General features: G+C 38.8%; 14 protein-coding genes. 6 read left to right on the top strand and 8 right to left on the bottom strand.

Features of this window, described 5'->3' with window-relative positions; all coding sequences use genetic code 11:
- Positions 1–38: 38 nt before the first annotated feature.
- The 5 genes from CH364_RS11155 to CH364_RS11135 all read right to left on the bottom strand — a co-directional run bounded on the left by CH364_RS11155 (position 39) and on the right by CH364_RS11135 (position 4,525).
- On the bottom strand, positions 39–950 hold the full coding sequence (locus CH364_RS11155) for an LIC11086 family outer membrane transporter (RefSeq protein ID WP_100743969.1): 912 nt from the start codon (positions 948–950) through the stop codon (positions 39–41).
- Complete coding sequence (locus tag CH364_RS11150; RefSeq protein WP_243401353.1) at positions 947–1,741, bottom strand: hypothetical protein; 795 nt, start codon at positions 1,739–1,741, stop codon at positions 947–949. Before CH364_RS11150 ends, CH364_RS11155 begins: the two co-directional genes overlap by 4 nt.
- A 98-nt stretch (positions 1,742–1,839) precedes the next feature.
- Positions 1,840–3,045, bottom strand: coding sequence for an MbnH family di-heme enzyme (locus CH364_RS11145; RefSeq protein ID WP_100743967.1), 1,206 nt, complete (start codon positions 3,043–3,045; stop codon positions 1,840–1,842).
- 57 nt (positions 3,046–3,102) lie between these two features.
- Positions 3,103–3,942 (bottom strand): MbnP family copper-binding protein, encoded by an 840-nt coding sequence (locus CH364_RS11140; protein WP_100743966.1) that lies wholly within the window; start codon positions 3,940–3,942, stop codon positions 3,103–3,105.
- Between the two features lie 115 nt (positions 3,943–4,057).
- The gene (locus CH364_RS11135) at positions 4,058–4,525 is read right to left on the bottom strand and encodes an LIC_11090 family protein (protein ID WP_100743965.1); all 468 of its coding nucleotides are present in this window, start codon (positions 4,523–4,525) and stop codon (positions 4,058–4,060) included.
- Between the two features lie 123 nt (positions 4,526–4,648).
- Between CH364_RS11135 and CH364_RS11130 the strand changes: the two genes are divergently transcribed.
- Both CH364_RS11130 and CH364_RS11125 read left to right on the top strand, forming a co-directional pair.
- Positions 4,649–4,975, top strand: a complete 327-nt coding sequence (locus tag CH364_RS11130) for an LB_289 family protein (protein WP_100743964.1) — start codon at positions 4,649–4,651, stop codon at positions 4,973–4,975.
- A 69-nt stretch (positions 4,976–5,044) separates the two neighbouring features.
- Complete coding sequence (locus CH364_RS11125; RefSeq protein WP_100743963.1) at positions 5,045–7,021, top strand: 7TM diverse intracellular signaling domain-containing protein; 1,977 nt, start codon at positions 5,045–5,047, stop codon at positions 7,019–7,021.
- Between the two features lie 15 nt (positions 7,022–7,036).
- Here the strand turns inward: CH364_RS11125 and CH364_RS11120 are convergent, their stop codons facing one another.
- Positions 7,037–8,713, bottom strand: a complete 1,677-nt coding sequence (locus tag CH364_RS11120) for a Na/Pi cotransporter family protein (protein ID WP_100743962.1) — start codon at positions 8,711–8,713, stop codon at positions 7,037–7,039.
- A 93-nt stretch (positions 8,714–8,806) separates the two neighbouring features.
- Between CH364_RS11120 and CH364_RS11115 the strand changes: the two genes are divergently transcribed.
- Positions 8,807–9,298 (top strand): FKBP-type peptidyl-prolyl cis-trans isomerase, encoded by a 492-nt coding sequence (locus tag CH364_RS11115; protein WP_004785810.1) that lies wholly within the window; start codon positions 8,807–8,809, stop codon positions 9,296–9,298.
- A gap of 256 nt (positions 9,299–9,554) precedes the next feature.
- Positions 9,555–9,818 carry an RNA recognition motif domain-containing protein gene (locus CH364_RS11110; protein WP_035983131.1) on the top strand — a complete coding sequence of 88 codons (264 nt, stop codon included), beginning with the start codon at positions 9,555–9,557 and terminating at the stop codon, positions 9,816–9,818.
- 149 nt (positions 9,819–9,967) lie between these two features.
- Here the strand turns inward: CH364_RS11110 and CH364_RS11105 are convergent, their stop codons facing one another.
- On the bottom strand, positions 9,968–10,375 hold the full coding sequence (locus CH364_RS11105; protein WP_207762289.1) for a P-loop nucleotide/nucleoside kinase family protein: 408 nt from the start codon (positions 10,373–10,375) through the stop codon (positions 9,968–9,970).
- A gap of 142 nt (positions 10,376–10,517) precedes the next feature.
- Here CH364_RS11105 and CH364_RS11100 point away from each other — a divergent pair, with 142 nt between their 5' ends.
- A complete protein-coding gene (locus CH364_RS11100; RefSeq protein WP_100743960.1) occupies positions 10,518–10,889 on the top strand; it encodes a hypothetical protein in 372 nt (123 codons plus the stop codon).
- A gap of 141 nt (positions 10,890–11,030) precedes the next feature.
- On the top strand, positions 11,031–12,410 hold the full coding sequence (gene fumC, locus CH364_RS11095; RefSeq protein ID WP_100743959.1) for a class II fumarate hydratase: 1,380 nt from the start codon (positions 11,031–11,033) through the stop codon (positions 12,408–12,410).
- A gap of 61 nt (positions 12,411–12,471) precedes the next feature.
- Here fumC and CH364_RS11090 read toward each other — a convergent pair whose 3' ends face one another.
- Positions 12,472–12,828: an SRPBCC domain-containing protein gene (locus CH364_RS11090; protein WP_243401352.1), complete on the bottom strand. Its 357-nt coding sequence runs from the start codon at positions 12,826–12,828 to the stop codon at positions 12,472–12,474.
- Positions 12,829–12,943: the final 115 nt, after the last annotated feature.

Genomic DNA, 12,943 nt, shown 5'->3' with positions numbered 1-12,943 from the left:
TAGAGTTTCTTAGAACGTTTTAAAAAAGGCATCAAATGTCAATCGCTTCCCCACTCCATTGAGAAGGCAAATGTCCATGCAGATTGGTAGAGTCGATACTCACGATCTCTTTGCAAAGGATAGCGATAGGCTAAACTCATATTATATTTCTCTGAAAAATTCCAAGAAAATCCCGCACTCGCCTCTGTAAAATAAGATGGATTCGCTTTGTCTTTTTCTTTGGAATAATCCACTCCGTTATAGGGATTCCGATACAATAACCCAGTAAAGAGTGAAATTTCAGGCAACAAATAATACGTCACATAACCAGAAATGAGAGTGGTTTTTTTGAACTCGTATTCTGGTTCAGGTGGAGAAGCTGAAGGTTTTCTATAATAATATGGAACTCCGTCGTTATCTTGTAAGTTGTTTGGTTGTGGACGAGAGAGTGGATTTAATCCACCGATCTTCGTGACGAATGACCACTTCTCATACAAATAACCAAGTTTGATAAACCCAGAACCAGTATAATAATTTCCACCAGTAAACCTATCTGTATCCGGGCCACTCGGAAAACCAACGGATCCCTCAATGACAAAGAAATAAGGTTTATCTAAATCAAAAAATGGTTGGTATTTAAAACCAAGATACGTTTTTCCAATCCTTGTCGCATCTTCCCTTCCTCTTTGTTGGTAATAGTTCCAAGGAACAGAAGCATTGAGAGCAAACCTTCCATCAAAAAAATTCATCTCAGCAAATGCTGTCGTTGTGAATAGATGACTATTTTCACGAGTCGATTGATAATAATCTTGTGTCATTACCAAATAGTTGGTTGGTTTTTCTCGTTTTCCAGTAAATGGATCCACAAACCTTGCTGTTGCATTGGGACTATCCGACGAACCCGTGTGATGCGAATGAATCGATTGAAAGCTAATTAAAAAAAGAAATAAAACTAAAACACTTTGTTTCATCGTTCCACTCCAGGGAAACAACCGGGAAAACTAAAAACGATATCTTCTGCTTGGAGATTTTGTAGAAGTATATTGTATAAATTTATATTGGATACTTTAGAAATGACTACAGGCCCCGCCACGAGTGACAATTGTTGTAAAAACCGCAGAGGTGTGCCAGAAACGGTGCGATCTTGGAAAAGTGAAGATAAAGAAAATAAAATTTCAATATTGCCAGATCGACTAGGTTTAATTGGGATTTTACATTTAGGAGTAATGGATTTATTTCCTTGTGGAAGTAAAATTGTTACATCCTTTCCTGCGACATCCATCCTGATAGAAATCTCCTCCCAACTCACATTCGCAACCGCTACCACTCCTAATGGCATACTCGAAATCTTCGTGTATGGAAAAAGAAAACTAGCACCAGTTTCCATTGTGCTATTGAATTGAGTGATATTCGATACAATTCCTGTGGGTAAGAATGCATAGGATTTTCCGTACAAATCATCGGCTGGCAAATCGAGAGGCACAGTATAGGGAGTATGAGTTTTTGCAGTTGCGTTAGAACTTTTTTCCGAACCAGAAGTAGAGACACCTAAAACCTGATTAGGTGGATTGATGCGGTAAGTTCCAGTTTCCCAATTGATATAAGTACTACTTTGAATGGTGATATTGTAAACTACAGAATTACTAGTTAAACTAAACTGATTTAGATTATCATCCGCTTGGTCATCGTAACTTCGCAGATTCGTTCCAATAGGAATCGTCTGGTTGTTATTAAAAAAAATTAAGTTCTGAAGGATTTCCATTTTTTCCTTATTGCTATCGCCCACCGAACCAAAGGTACAGTGGGTGAATAAAAATACGAAAAACGGTACAGCCCAAATTTGAAAGATCAGGCGCTTCATTAAAAGGGACTCGCAAATTTTGGATTCGATAAAAACTCGTCATCGGTCAGTGCTAAAAGGAAATTCACCATATCATCTCGTTGGGAATTTGTTATGGTGAAAGCACGAATTAAAGTGCTATCTTTTACTGTATGATTTTGACCTCCAGATCTGTAATGATCTACCACTTGCGTCAATGCATCGCGTGCGCAATCAACCTTAGTTTTCCCACTTCCTGCAGGTTTGTCTGGATTGTTCGCATCCGCACACATAAAAATTCCATCATGCATATAAGGATAAGTAACCCCAATATTACGCAACGACGGTGCTCGGAATTTTCCCGTATCTGAAGCAACACCTGTTAAATCAAACAATCCTCGTTTATTACTGGGAACACCCGCATAGTATGCATCATCATGAATTCCATTACTATGGTAAAAGAATTCTTCTATTGCTCCACCATGAAAGGAAGTATCCGTAAAATTAAATCCACCATGACAGTGAAAACATTCTGCCACTTCCCCATTAAATAAATTGAGTCCTCGAATCTCAGAAGCAGTTAAGGATGATTTATTATTTCGAAAAGTATATTGATCATATCTTGAATTTCCTGAAATCATTGATCTTTGGAAACTAGCAAGGGCATATCGTACATTTTGTTCGGTAATCCCAGAACCACCAAACGCTCGCTGAAACATAGGTGGATAAATTGCATTAGATGATAATTCATTCAGAAAATTATTATTCTGCAGGCCAAGTTCAATCGGAGTTTCGCCAAACATGGGAGCACGTGCTTGAATCTCCAAACTTGACATTTTCGGATTACTCCAGGTAAGTCTTGGCATATAGGCTACATTAGAAAGATGTTGTGCATTTCTTGGATGAGATTGGCCCGTAATTCCACTTGGAAAATCTTTCCCGTCTGCAAATGCCAATGATTGAAAATGGCAACTGCTACAAGCCATCGTACCATTCCCTGACAATTTCTTTTCATAAAACAAATGCCTGCCCAGTTCTACTTTTGCTTTGGACATGGGGTTATCAGACGGAACGATGGGCTGCGGAAAACCTGGTGGCAAATCCCAAACCCAATCGGAAGCTGTTGCCAAAATCCCAAGTGCGGCAAGCAGCATATCATTATTAGTTTCTTTTTTCTGGAACGGAAGTATGTTACAGCTAAAGAGAAAACTAGAAAGTACGAACAAAGGAAAATGAAAATACTTCATATATATATCCTATAAAAAGCAAGGTTGGTACTAAAAATACCAACCTTGGATAAAAATTTATTTGAGACTAAACACTCGTTGTGTGATAGAACTATCTACCGCCCCGCTAGTAATATTCAATCCAAATGCTTGAACCAAAGTATCACATGGTGCCCCAGTTCCAGGCATACACATACCCATAGCACCGAAAGTATGCCCATTTATTAACTTATCAACGTCAAACGAAACCTTTTGGTTACCTGGGCTAAACTGACCTGTTAATCGAATTGATGCTCTAAATTTTTTAGAACAGTTACCATAGTTAGGTGCTCCGTTACAGGTAGTCGATCCAACATGTAAACTTGTCCAATCAGTTCCGCTATTATATGTGAATTCAATTTTCGAATGTTTATATCCGCCTGTCCAAGACCAATACATAGCTCCGTTGTTTAATGGTGCAGTCTGATTTGTTTTATCTAAGTGATTTAATGCCTCAGGAACGCCGACAGTAAACTGGACTCCAGTATAACTTCCTGCAGGTGCAGTTCCAGAGACCTTCGTATTTGTTTCAGTAGTCTGAGTTGTTTCTAGATCCACTAGAGCAACTCCATTAGATTGCCAAACATTATCCGTAGATAAAGACACATCCGCAGTCGTTCCATCTGCTTTCACTAGTTTCACTTCTGAAATATACAATCGGAAGTCACGAAACTGCACAGTGCGACTATCTGCAGTGATATTCGAACCGGTAACCAAAGGTTGTCCATTGGCAAGGGCTTCAAAATTCAAATTCACCGTTTGTGGTAAAGCTAATGCCAGAAGAGCTAAAGTTTCGTTGTCATCAGATTTGGAATTCGGGTTACAGGAAATAACTCCCACTACCGAAAGGAAAATTAAAAAAGATTTAAATATGTTCATAAATACCTAATATTCTAAAATACGATTATTGTTTTGTTATTGATTGGTATGAAAAATAGAGAATGTAAATTCATCAATCAATCAATCAATCTACTAAATGTAAATTTATAGAATCTTAGATACGAGGTGGCCGGAGTAAAGAAGGGATTCTTCCATCTTGAAGAGTGGAAGGAGACTCAGTCATTATATAAATGATAACTGAAGAGGTAACCAATTTCATTTCTAAATTTGGTCGATCCATAGTTTGGTGGTGTGTCCGCAAAGAAAGTGCATCTTTTTTTTGTTTTTTACAGGAACAGAGGTGAGCTTCACCCGATTTAGCATCATGACAACTTGGTTTCATTGTCTCTTCTTCTGGGTTTTGGTGGTTTTGAGAAGAAGCTAAGGTAACGGTTGTTTCTCGGTCTTCTGAAAAAAGTTGGTCTTCCGCGTTCCCATGTTTTTCCTTTTTGGATCCATGGTTGCATTGGCAGATTTTTGATGCTGACTCGACACAATACCCAAGTAACCCACTCCCCAAAAATAGGAATTGAGTACATAGGAATAAAGTCAAACTTCCGGCAATCCACCGTTTGAGGAACATCCTCCCCATCTTTGGCCACCCAACGCAAAAATCGAGACAATTTTTGGACAAATTTGGTGTCGTCCCTCCTGCCCTCTGAAAACATGGTCTTGGAACCAATGCAAACGAGCTAGAGGCCATCAGATGAAACGCACGGAACTAGAACGCAGGGAACGAGAACTGCGAAAAGCAGAAAAGAAAAAAATCCAACCTGGTGAAAAAGAAGCCATGAGCGTTGGAGATTATATCGACGCCCTTTTCGGAATGTTTCGTTATGATTCGGAAGAGATTTTTAACGCATCCGATGACGAAAACATTTTAGAACTTCTGGAAAACATGAAAATGGAACATCCAGAAAAACAATGGGATGTGATCATCCGCAAGGCTGTGAACAAAACCAAAGTAGAACAAAAAGAAAAAGCTTACGACTCCCTTAGAATCTTAGCAGGAATTCCTGCAGTTACAGCTTAATTCCTTTTTTTTCTAAAACAAACATATTTACAAAGGAAGGTCTTCGTCTTATACTTGTGACCTTCCTGTATGAAACAGACATTCACCGTCATCCTGTTATGTCTCTTTTATACAAACCTCTTCGCTGAATCAAAAGTTTGTCCTAATGCAACGCCTGTTACACTCTCATCCTTCCGAGGCGAAACATTTGATCTATCAAATCACCTCATTTATTTCTCAATAAACCCGGCAATACAGTCGGTCACCGAAGTTTCAGACCGCTTCCAAACATTCCCTACGGAAAAATCAGATGGGATCATTCCCAATTTTGGAAATACAGAAAAACAATATTGGTTTTGTTTTGTTTTACATAATGATGAAAATCATTACAAACGCATTATTACCTATATCAAGTATCCATTACTAGACGAAGTTAAATATTACGCCTTACGCGAATCAGGTGAAATTTTAGAAAATGTACAAGGAAGATTATTTCCACTAAGAAACAGAGAAAGGGATTATCGTGGGTTTAGTTATGCAAACGATTTATTACCGAGTGAAACCGTTACATATTATGTAGGTATCAAAACAGATAGTTCCATGTCCGTCCCTCTGATGGTAGCTGATGAAAAAAATTTTGATAGCTTTGTATCTTTAGATACTTTGTTACAAGGATTTTTTTTCGGAATTGTCGGAGTCATGACTCTTTACAATCTATTTGTGTATTTTATGGTTCGAGACAAAGCGTATATTTTTTATGTTTTGTATTTATTCATTTCTGCAATTTTGTTTCAACTTTCGTTGCAAGGATTGTTGCCTGTTTATTTTTTCCCAAATTCTCCCGAAATAGTATACGATACTCATAACCTCCTATACTTTTTATTTTTACTCACTTGTTTTCCAATGAGCATTACCTTTATGAACTTAAAGGAAAATGCACCATTCATATATAAATGGTTTTTAGGTTTAATGATTATTCCTATTGTAAGCCTTTGTTTACTTCCTTTTTTACCTTACCGTTTGATGAACAGGTCCGGTGATATATTTTCTTTTCTTTTGGCCTTTTATGTATTGTTTGTATCCTATTATATAGCCTATATTAAAAAATTCCCGCCGGCAAGATTTTACTTTTATGGTTACTTCATGGTGATCATTGGAGGACTTGCCACAGTCCTCAAATATATGGGTTTATTCCCAGTCAATTCATTTACTGAAAATTCATTTCAGGTAGGAATGGCCATTGAAGTTTTACTGATGGCATTTGGCCTGGGTGATCGGATTTCTGTAGTTCGAAAAGAAAAAGATAAAATCCAACTCAAAGCAGAAATCAACAAACAAAAGTTAATTGCTTATGGAAAAGAATTAAAGTTAGCTCAAAAACTACAAGAATCCACTCTCCCACAGATTCTTCCCAAAATTCCTGGTCTTATCATCAAAACAGGATATTTTCCAGCTTCGTTAGTGGGTGGAGATTTTTATGATTTAACTGCTTACGGTAAACACCAAATATGCGGGCTCATTGCAGATGTCACAGGACATGGTGTACCGGCAGCTATTGAAGCTGCCATGTTAAAAATTGCTTATATGCAAACCTTGGCCTTTGCCAATAAACCAGGAAAAGTATTGGAGAGTATTAACGTTTCGTTAGTTGGTAACTATAAAAACCAATTATTAACTGCGAGTGCAATTTTTATCGATTTGGAACAAAAACAATTAAAAGTGGCCAATGCAGGACATCCCGCCTTATACAAGTTCAATCAAAATTCAAAATCGATTGAGGTCATTCGGCCCAAAGGAAAACTCATAGGATATTCCAAAGATGTCCATTATCCAGAAGAGGTTCATCTCCTATCTACGGGAGACAAAATTTTACTTTTTACTGATGGGATTTGGGATTTGTGGGAAAATGGTGACTCGGGAGAAGAGGAACTACTCCAGTGGTTACTCACAAGAAAAAGTGAATCAGTGGAATCTTTGTATGGAGGAATTGATGAACACATTCGCCTACGGAACAAAGAAGGTTCCGCAGACGATGACATAACATTTATTCTATTAGAAATTACTTAAACAATTGAAAGCGGACTAAACGTCCGCATAAATTGCCGCATTCAATAGTCTGGAAATATTATCCAAGTTACGAGAAATATCACGATAAAGGAGAGCTGGCATCAAATTGTCTTTTTTCTGATACTTTTTCTTCTTCACTTTAGAATCGTTCTTTTTAATGGAACGAATCATTTGAAAACGATACTCGCGACTTTGGTTACGAATTTGTGGATTTCCAAGGATGTCAAAAGTTTCACTTTGGTCCAAATTCACTAGTAGAATGTCATAGTGGTGTTTGAGTAAGTCCATTTGGTCTTTTACAGATTGGCCGAATGTTTTGTCCAAAGATACTTTTTGGCGGTGAGACTTTCTCATTTTTCTTGCAATGGATGCAAAGTTATCACCCATCTCTTCCACTGCTTTTACTCTTTCCATAATTCCTAAAACATCTTTCGCATAGTTACCAGTGACACCGGTTTCTTGGATTTGATTTAGGTAGGTCAGAACTTCTGTGCGAACTTGGTCCAATTCTTCTTCTTTTTTCAATACTTGGCCAATTCTTGTAGCATCGTATGGTTGGAGTAAAATTTGTTCTGTCAATCGAAGGAAATCATAGGTATCACGAATGATTTTTTTAGTGAACTCAACCAGTTCCACCATCGCAAGTTCAGTAGTTTTTACAGTACCAGCTTGTAGAAGGCGAATGGAATCTTTGTCTTTTCCTGTTTTGGATGCAAGTCCATCGACAATTGCACTCACCACTTTGGAGATTGTATTCACAAACCAAATAAGGATCAGAGTATTCGTGATGTTAAACATTGTGTGAAACAGTGAAATATGGAACCTTGTTGATTCTTTATCTGTTAGTGGATCACCAGGAATCAAATCATCTACAATTCCAGTAAATAGTTTAAAGAATAGAAGTGCCCAAACGACTCCAAACACATTGAATAAGGTATGTGCAAGGGCTGCTTTTTTGGCATTTCGATTTCCCGGAATGGCTGCAAGGTTTGCTGTAATTGTTGTTCCAATGTTTTCACCAAGAATCATACCATAGGCAGCATCAATCGGAATGTAACCTGAGAATGCAAGTGTGATGGTGATGGTTGTGGAAGCCGAAGAAGATTGGATCACAATGGTGAGTAAGGCACCAATCAAAACAAACAACAATATAGTATTGAATCCCATATTGGTGTATTGTTGTAAAAAGAGAAAACTATCTGGATCTTTTGCGCTATCAGGAACGGATGTTTTTAAATAATCCAATCCTAAAAATAAAAAACCAAATCCAATGAGGAAACTTCCCCAACCGGATCTGCTTTCTTTACGTGAAAAATTTAAGATCACCCCTGCTGCTACCGCTGGTAATGCAAAGGATGCAATGTTAAACTTAAAACCTAAAAAGGATACAATCCATGCAGTGATGGTGGTTCCAATGTTGGCCCCCATAATGACACCGATGGCTTGGGCGAGTGAAATTAAACCAGCATTCACAAATCCAACCACAAGAACGGTAGTTGCCGAGCTGGATTGTATTGTAGATGTAATAAATAGTCCGCTGAACACAGCAGAGACTCTGTTTCTCGTCATAGACGAAAGAAAGGAACGAAGCCGATCTCCCGCCACACGTTGTAAGGACTCACTTAGTAATTTCATCCCGTAGATGAAAATCCCGAGCCCACCTAAAACTTGAATAAGTAGTGACCAATTCATAGATGTAATATTTCCAAGGTTCAATTTCTTCGATTACAATTTGGTACCAACCTTTTATTCGGTTGCAGTATTTTTTTCCATTGGTACAATGTAATGAATATGTCAAAAACCATCAGCAAAGGAATGGTTGTAGGATTTTCCTATCACCTAAAGAACGCCCAGGGAGAAACTCTGGACCAATCAGACGAACCACTATTATACCTCCACGGCTGGCAAAACATCATTCCCGGTTTGGAAAAAGAACTAGAAGGATTAGTAAACGGAGATTCTAAAAATGTAACTGTACCACCTGAAGATGGTTATGGGACATATAACGAAGCTCTGATTTTTCAAGTTCCCAAAACGGAACTACCTCCAGAAGCCGAGTTAGAAGTAGGAATGGAATTCCAAACGGACACTCCCGAAGGTAGAATGGTTCTATACTTACAAGAAGTTCGTGATGCAGATGTCATTCTGAACGGCAATCACCCGTTAGCTGGAGAAACACTCCACTTTGCAGTCACCATCAAATCCATTCGCGAAGCCACGGAAGAAGAATTACAACACGGTCACGTACATGGCCCAGGCGGACACCACCACCACTAGAAATCTCTTTTTTCGTAATTTTCTCTCTGAGTCTTCTTTCAGATTGCTTTTTTTAGAAAGGGTAATTAGACTGACAGAAGATTCAGAGTATTGTTGATTTTCACCGCCGAAGTAGTCCTTTCAAGCTTGCACGCTGGTAGCTTTCCCAAGTTTTTCCCTGCATTTTTCTGGAGTTCTTACCCAAAATCCCTTTTAGGGTTCCGACGATTGTAAATCTAGAATTCCCGAGTCAACTTTAACAAACAGGACAAAAACTATGTCAGTAAACATTTACGTTGGCAACCTCTCTTACGATATGACTGAAGGTAAACTCAGTGAACTTTTCGGAGCACACGGAGCAGTAACTTCTGCAAAAATCATCACTGACCAGTATTCTGGCCGTTCTAAAGGTTTCGGATTCATCGAAATGAAAGATGGAAAAGAAGCTGATAACGCAATCAAAGAACTTAACGGAAAGAACATTCTTAACCGTGAGATGAAAGTAAACATCGCAAAACCTAAAACAAACAACTGGAGATAATCCAAGTTTGTTAAAAGACCGTCGCTTAACTTAAGGTTACGCGGCGTTTTTTTTTTGCCTTTTTTGTTTTTAGGAAAAAATTGAAATGCTGCGTCCTATCTTTCTTTAAACATATTTCCCTTTTCCTTCATTACAAGCCCAATCCCTCCTTACAAAACCACCTGGTATTTCCCCTTCATCTTCTCGATTTGTTCTTCCGGAATCTGATGTACATTGTTTCCGCCATGTCGATTTTCCACAGTCACAACAAAAAGTTTATATTCACATTCTTTCGCTAAACGGACGTAAGGTTCCAGTTCCCAATCTAAAGTAAATGTATTGTCCACGATAACAAAAGGAATTCCCTGTTCGAGGGCATGTTTTGTTTTCGCTTCACAATCTTTGTAAGCTAAGTGATTTTTTTGATAATCGAAAATATAATTACCAGCTTCATCTTCAAAATAGGAATCAATCGAAAAGATAGGTGCACCATTGGTAATAGAAATGGCTTTTGCTAAACTTGTTTTTCCTGAACCGGGAATTCCTCGTAAGGCGAGTAATGTTTTCGATGGTTTGATGGAAGTGAGATCTATTCTCAAATCTTCTGAATTCTTAGATTCCATTTTCCAAATCTTGGTTCTTTTTCCTAGTAGGGAAAGAGAAAAATCTAGCCTAGAATGATTCTATCTGAAAGAATAGAGCAGGAACAAGGAGACTTTTGTGTCATACGAAGCGTATAAACTCATCCATATTTTCGGAATGTATCTTTTATTTTTATCCCTCGGCGGAATTACCCTCTATACCATCAATGGGGGAAAAAAATCGGAAAACAAATTCAAAGCAGCGGCAGCCATCTTTCATGGTGTTGGACTTTTGCTTTTAATCGTTGCTGGCTTTGGCCTCATGAAGTTCCGAGGAATTTCTCATTCGGCACTCCCAGTTTGGGTGATTTTGAAAATTGTCATCTGGCTTGCGTTTGGTGGACTTTTAGCGATGGCATCTAAAAAAGAAAAATTTGCCAAAATCCTTTGGTTTGTATTCCCGATATTGGGTTTATTCGCAGCTTACCTCGCATTTTACCAACCGTTTTAATTTTCTAAAACAAAACACTCCTGCAGATTCTAATGTAGGAGTGTGTCATTTTTTCATCCCTACCATTTTCTTTTTCGATTCTCCAAACAAACTCTGTCTACATAAAGAATACAATGAATCTCTATTGATTCGCGAGGGTATATGAAAACAAGAATCGAAACCGACTCTATGGGTGAAATTGAAGTAGAAAACACTCGTTACTGGGGTGCCCAAACGGAGCGTTCCCTCCACCACTTTCATATAGGTACTGATAGATTTCCCAGAGAAATGATTCGAGCATTCGGGATATTAAAAAAGTGCGCAGCTCTCACCAATCAAAACCTGGGAATCTTATCCACAGAAAAAACAGAACTCATCGTAAATGCGGCCGAAGAAGTCATAGAAGGTAAATTGGACGACCACTTCCCTCTTGTGGTTTGGCAAACGGGATCGGGAACACAAACCAATATGAATGTGAACGAAGTCATATCCAACCGTGCCATCGAAATGGCAGGTGGGGTTCTAGGTTCGAAAACACCCATCCATCCGAATGATGATGTCAATAAAGCCCAAAGTTCAAACGATACCTTTCCCACAGCCATGCACATTGCTTGTGCCGAACAACTCGTTCACAAACTCATTCCTGCCTTACAAACACTTCATGACACTTTGGAGAAAAAATCAAAAGAATTTGCGAGCATCATAAAAATTGGAAGAACTCATTTGCAAGATGCCACTCCTCTTACTTTAGGTCAGGAATTTTCTGGTTACGTACAGCAGCTTTCTTATTCGATAGATAGAGTCAAACGAGTGTTACCTTCTGTATATCGATTGGCACTCGGGGGAACGGCCGTAGGAACAGGACTCAATACGCATCCAAAGTTTGCAGTGGAAGCGGCGGCGGCGATTGCATTAGAAACAGGGCTTCCCTTTATCAGTGCAGAGAACAAGTTTGAGGCACTTGCCGCCCATGATTCATTAGTCGAAGTCAGTGGAGTTTTGAAAACCATCGCCGCTTCTCTGATGAAAATTGCAAACGACATTCGCTTGTTAGCCTCTGGCCCACGCTCCGGGATTGGAGAAATCTCTATTCCCGAAAACGAACCTGGCTCTTCGATTATGCCAGGAAAAGTCAATCCCACACAATCCGAAGCCATGACTATGGTGGCAGCTCAGGTGTTTGGGAATGATGTGGCTGTGAATGTGGGTGGTGCATCAGGAAATTTTGAATTGAATGTATTCAAACCAGTCATTATTTTTAATGTGCTCAATTCCATACGACTGTTAGCTGATGCAACTGTGTCATTTGAGGAACATTGCGCACGAGGCATTGAACCAAACCTAGACACCATCCATCAGAACTTAAACCGGTCACTGATGTTAGTGACAGCACTGAACCCGCACATTGGGTATGACAATGCAGCCAAAATTGCAAAACTTGCCCATAAGGAAAATATCACACTGAAAGATGCTGGGATCAAATTAGGTATTATAACTGCAGAACAATTTGATCATTGGGTAAAACCGGAGGATATGATTTGAAATCAACTTCTATTCTAAAATACAAACTGCATTGAGTAGATCTGGTTTTCTTTTTGTAATCTCATTTAGATTGTGTTTTCACAGTAGTCCGAATTTTATCCCAATAATTTTGGCGCCAACTTTCTTCCACATCAGGGATCAGTTCCTTCGGTACACCACGGTGTGTCAGTACAACTTCTGTTCCACCTTCTGAAGTTTCTTTCAATGTAAACGTAGCCATTGAAAAAATTCCTTCGGGAAAATCGGATCTTCTCCATGCTTGCACAATTCGTTTCGAAGGAGCAAGATCGACGATGATTCCGGAAACTTTTCCAGACATAGTGGAAAACGTACCACCGATATGTTTGCTGATCGTGGCCGTTTCCCCAGTGAGTGTAGTGACTTTCTTTGAGTCAGCGATGCATTGGTATATCGTCATTGGTGAGGCTTTAAATTTCACTTTCTGTTTAATTGTTTTACACATCGCAACTTGCCTTACCTTGTATGAGTTCCAAAATTTTGTTTTTTACCGTACTTTTAGTACGGTTTTTCAA

The sequence above is a fragment of the Leptospira harrisiae genome (genome assembly GCF_002811945.1).
In the GTDB taxonomy this organism is placed as follows: Bacteria; Spirochaetota; Leptospiria; order Leptospirales; family Leptospiraceae; genus Leptospira_A; species Leptospira_A harrisiae.
This window is presented reverse-complemented; position numbering and strand designations above follow the sequence as displayed.

Excerpts from the sequence above, each read along its gene's own strand:
- CH364_RS11155 (WP_100743969.1), bottom strand. The coding sequence starts at position 950 with ATGAAACAAAGTGTTTTAGTTTTATTTCTTTTTTTAATTAGCTTTCAA.
- CH364_RS11150 (WP_243401353.1), bottom strand. The coding sequence starts at position 1,741 with ATGGAAATCCTTCAGAACTTAATTTTTTTTAATAACAACCAGACGATT.
- CH364_RS11145 (WP_100743967.1), bottom strand. The coding sequence starts at position 3,045 with ATGAAGTATTTTCATTTTCCTTTGTTCGTACTTTCTAGTTTTCTCTTT.
- CH364_RS11140 (WP_100743966.1), bottom strand. The coding sequence starts at position 3,942 with ATGAACATATTTAAATCTTTTTTAATTTTCCTTTCGGTAGTGGGAGTT.
- CH364_RS11135 (WP_100743965.1), bottom strand. The coding sequence starts at position 4,525 with ATGTTCCTCAAACGGTGGATTGCCGGAAGTTTGACTTTATTCCTATGT.
- CH364_RS11130 (WP_100743964.1), top strand. The coding sequence starts at position 4,649 with ATGAAACGCACGGAACTAGAACGCAGGGAACGAGAACTGCGAAAAGCA.
- CH364_RS11125 (WP_100743963.1), top strand. The coding sequence starts at position 5,045 with ATGAAACAGACATTCACCGTCATCCTGTTATGTCTCTTTTATACAAAC.
- CH364_RS11120 (WP_100743962.1), bottom strand. The coding sequence starts at position 8,713 with ATGAATTGGTCACTACTTATTCAAGTTTTAGGTGGGCTCGGGATTTTC.
- CH364_RS11115 (WP_004785810.1), top strand. The coding sequence starts at position 8,807 with ATGAATATGTCAAAAACCATCAGCAAAGGAATGGTTGTAGGATTTTCC.
- CH364_RS11110 (WP_035983131.1), top strand. The coding sequence starts at position 9,555 with ATGTCAGTAAACATTTACGTTGGCAACCTCTCTTACGATATGACTGAA.
- fumC (WP_100743959.1), top strand. The coding sequence starts at position 11,031 with ATGAAAACAAGAATCGAAACCGACTCTATGGGTGAAATTGAAGTAGAA.
- CH364_RS11090 (WP_243401352.1), bottom strand. The coding sequence starts at position 12,828 with ATGACGATATACCAATGCATCGCTGACTCAAAGAAAGTCACTACACTC.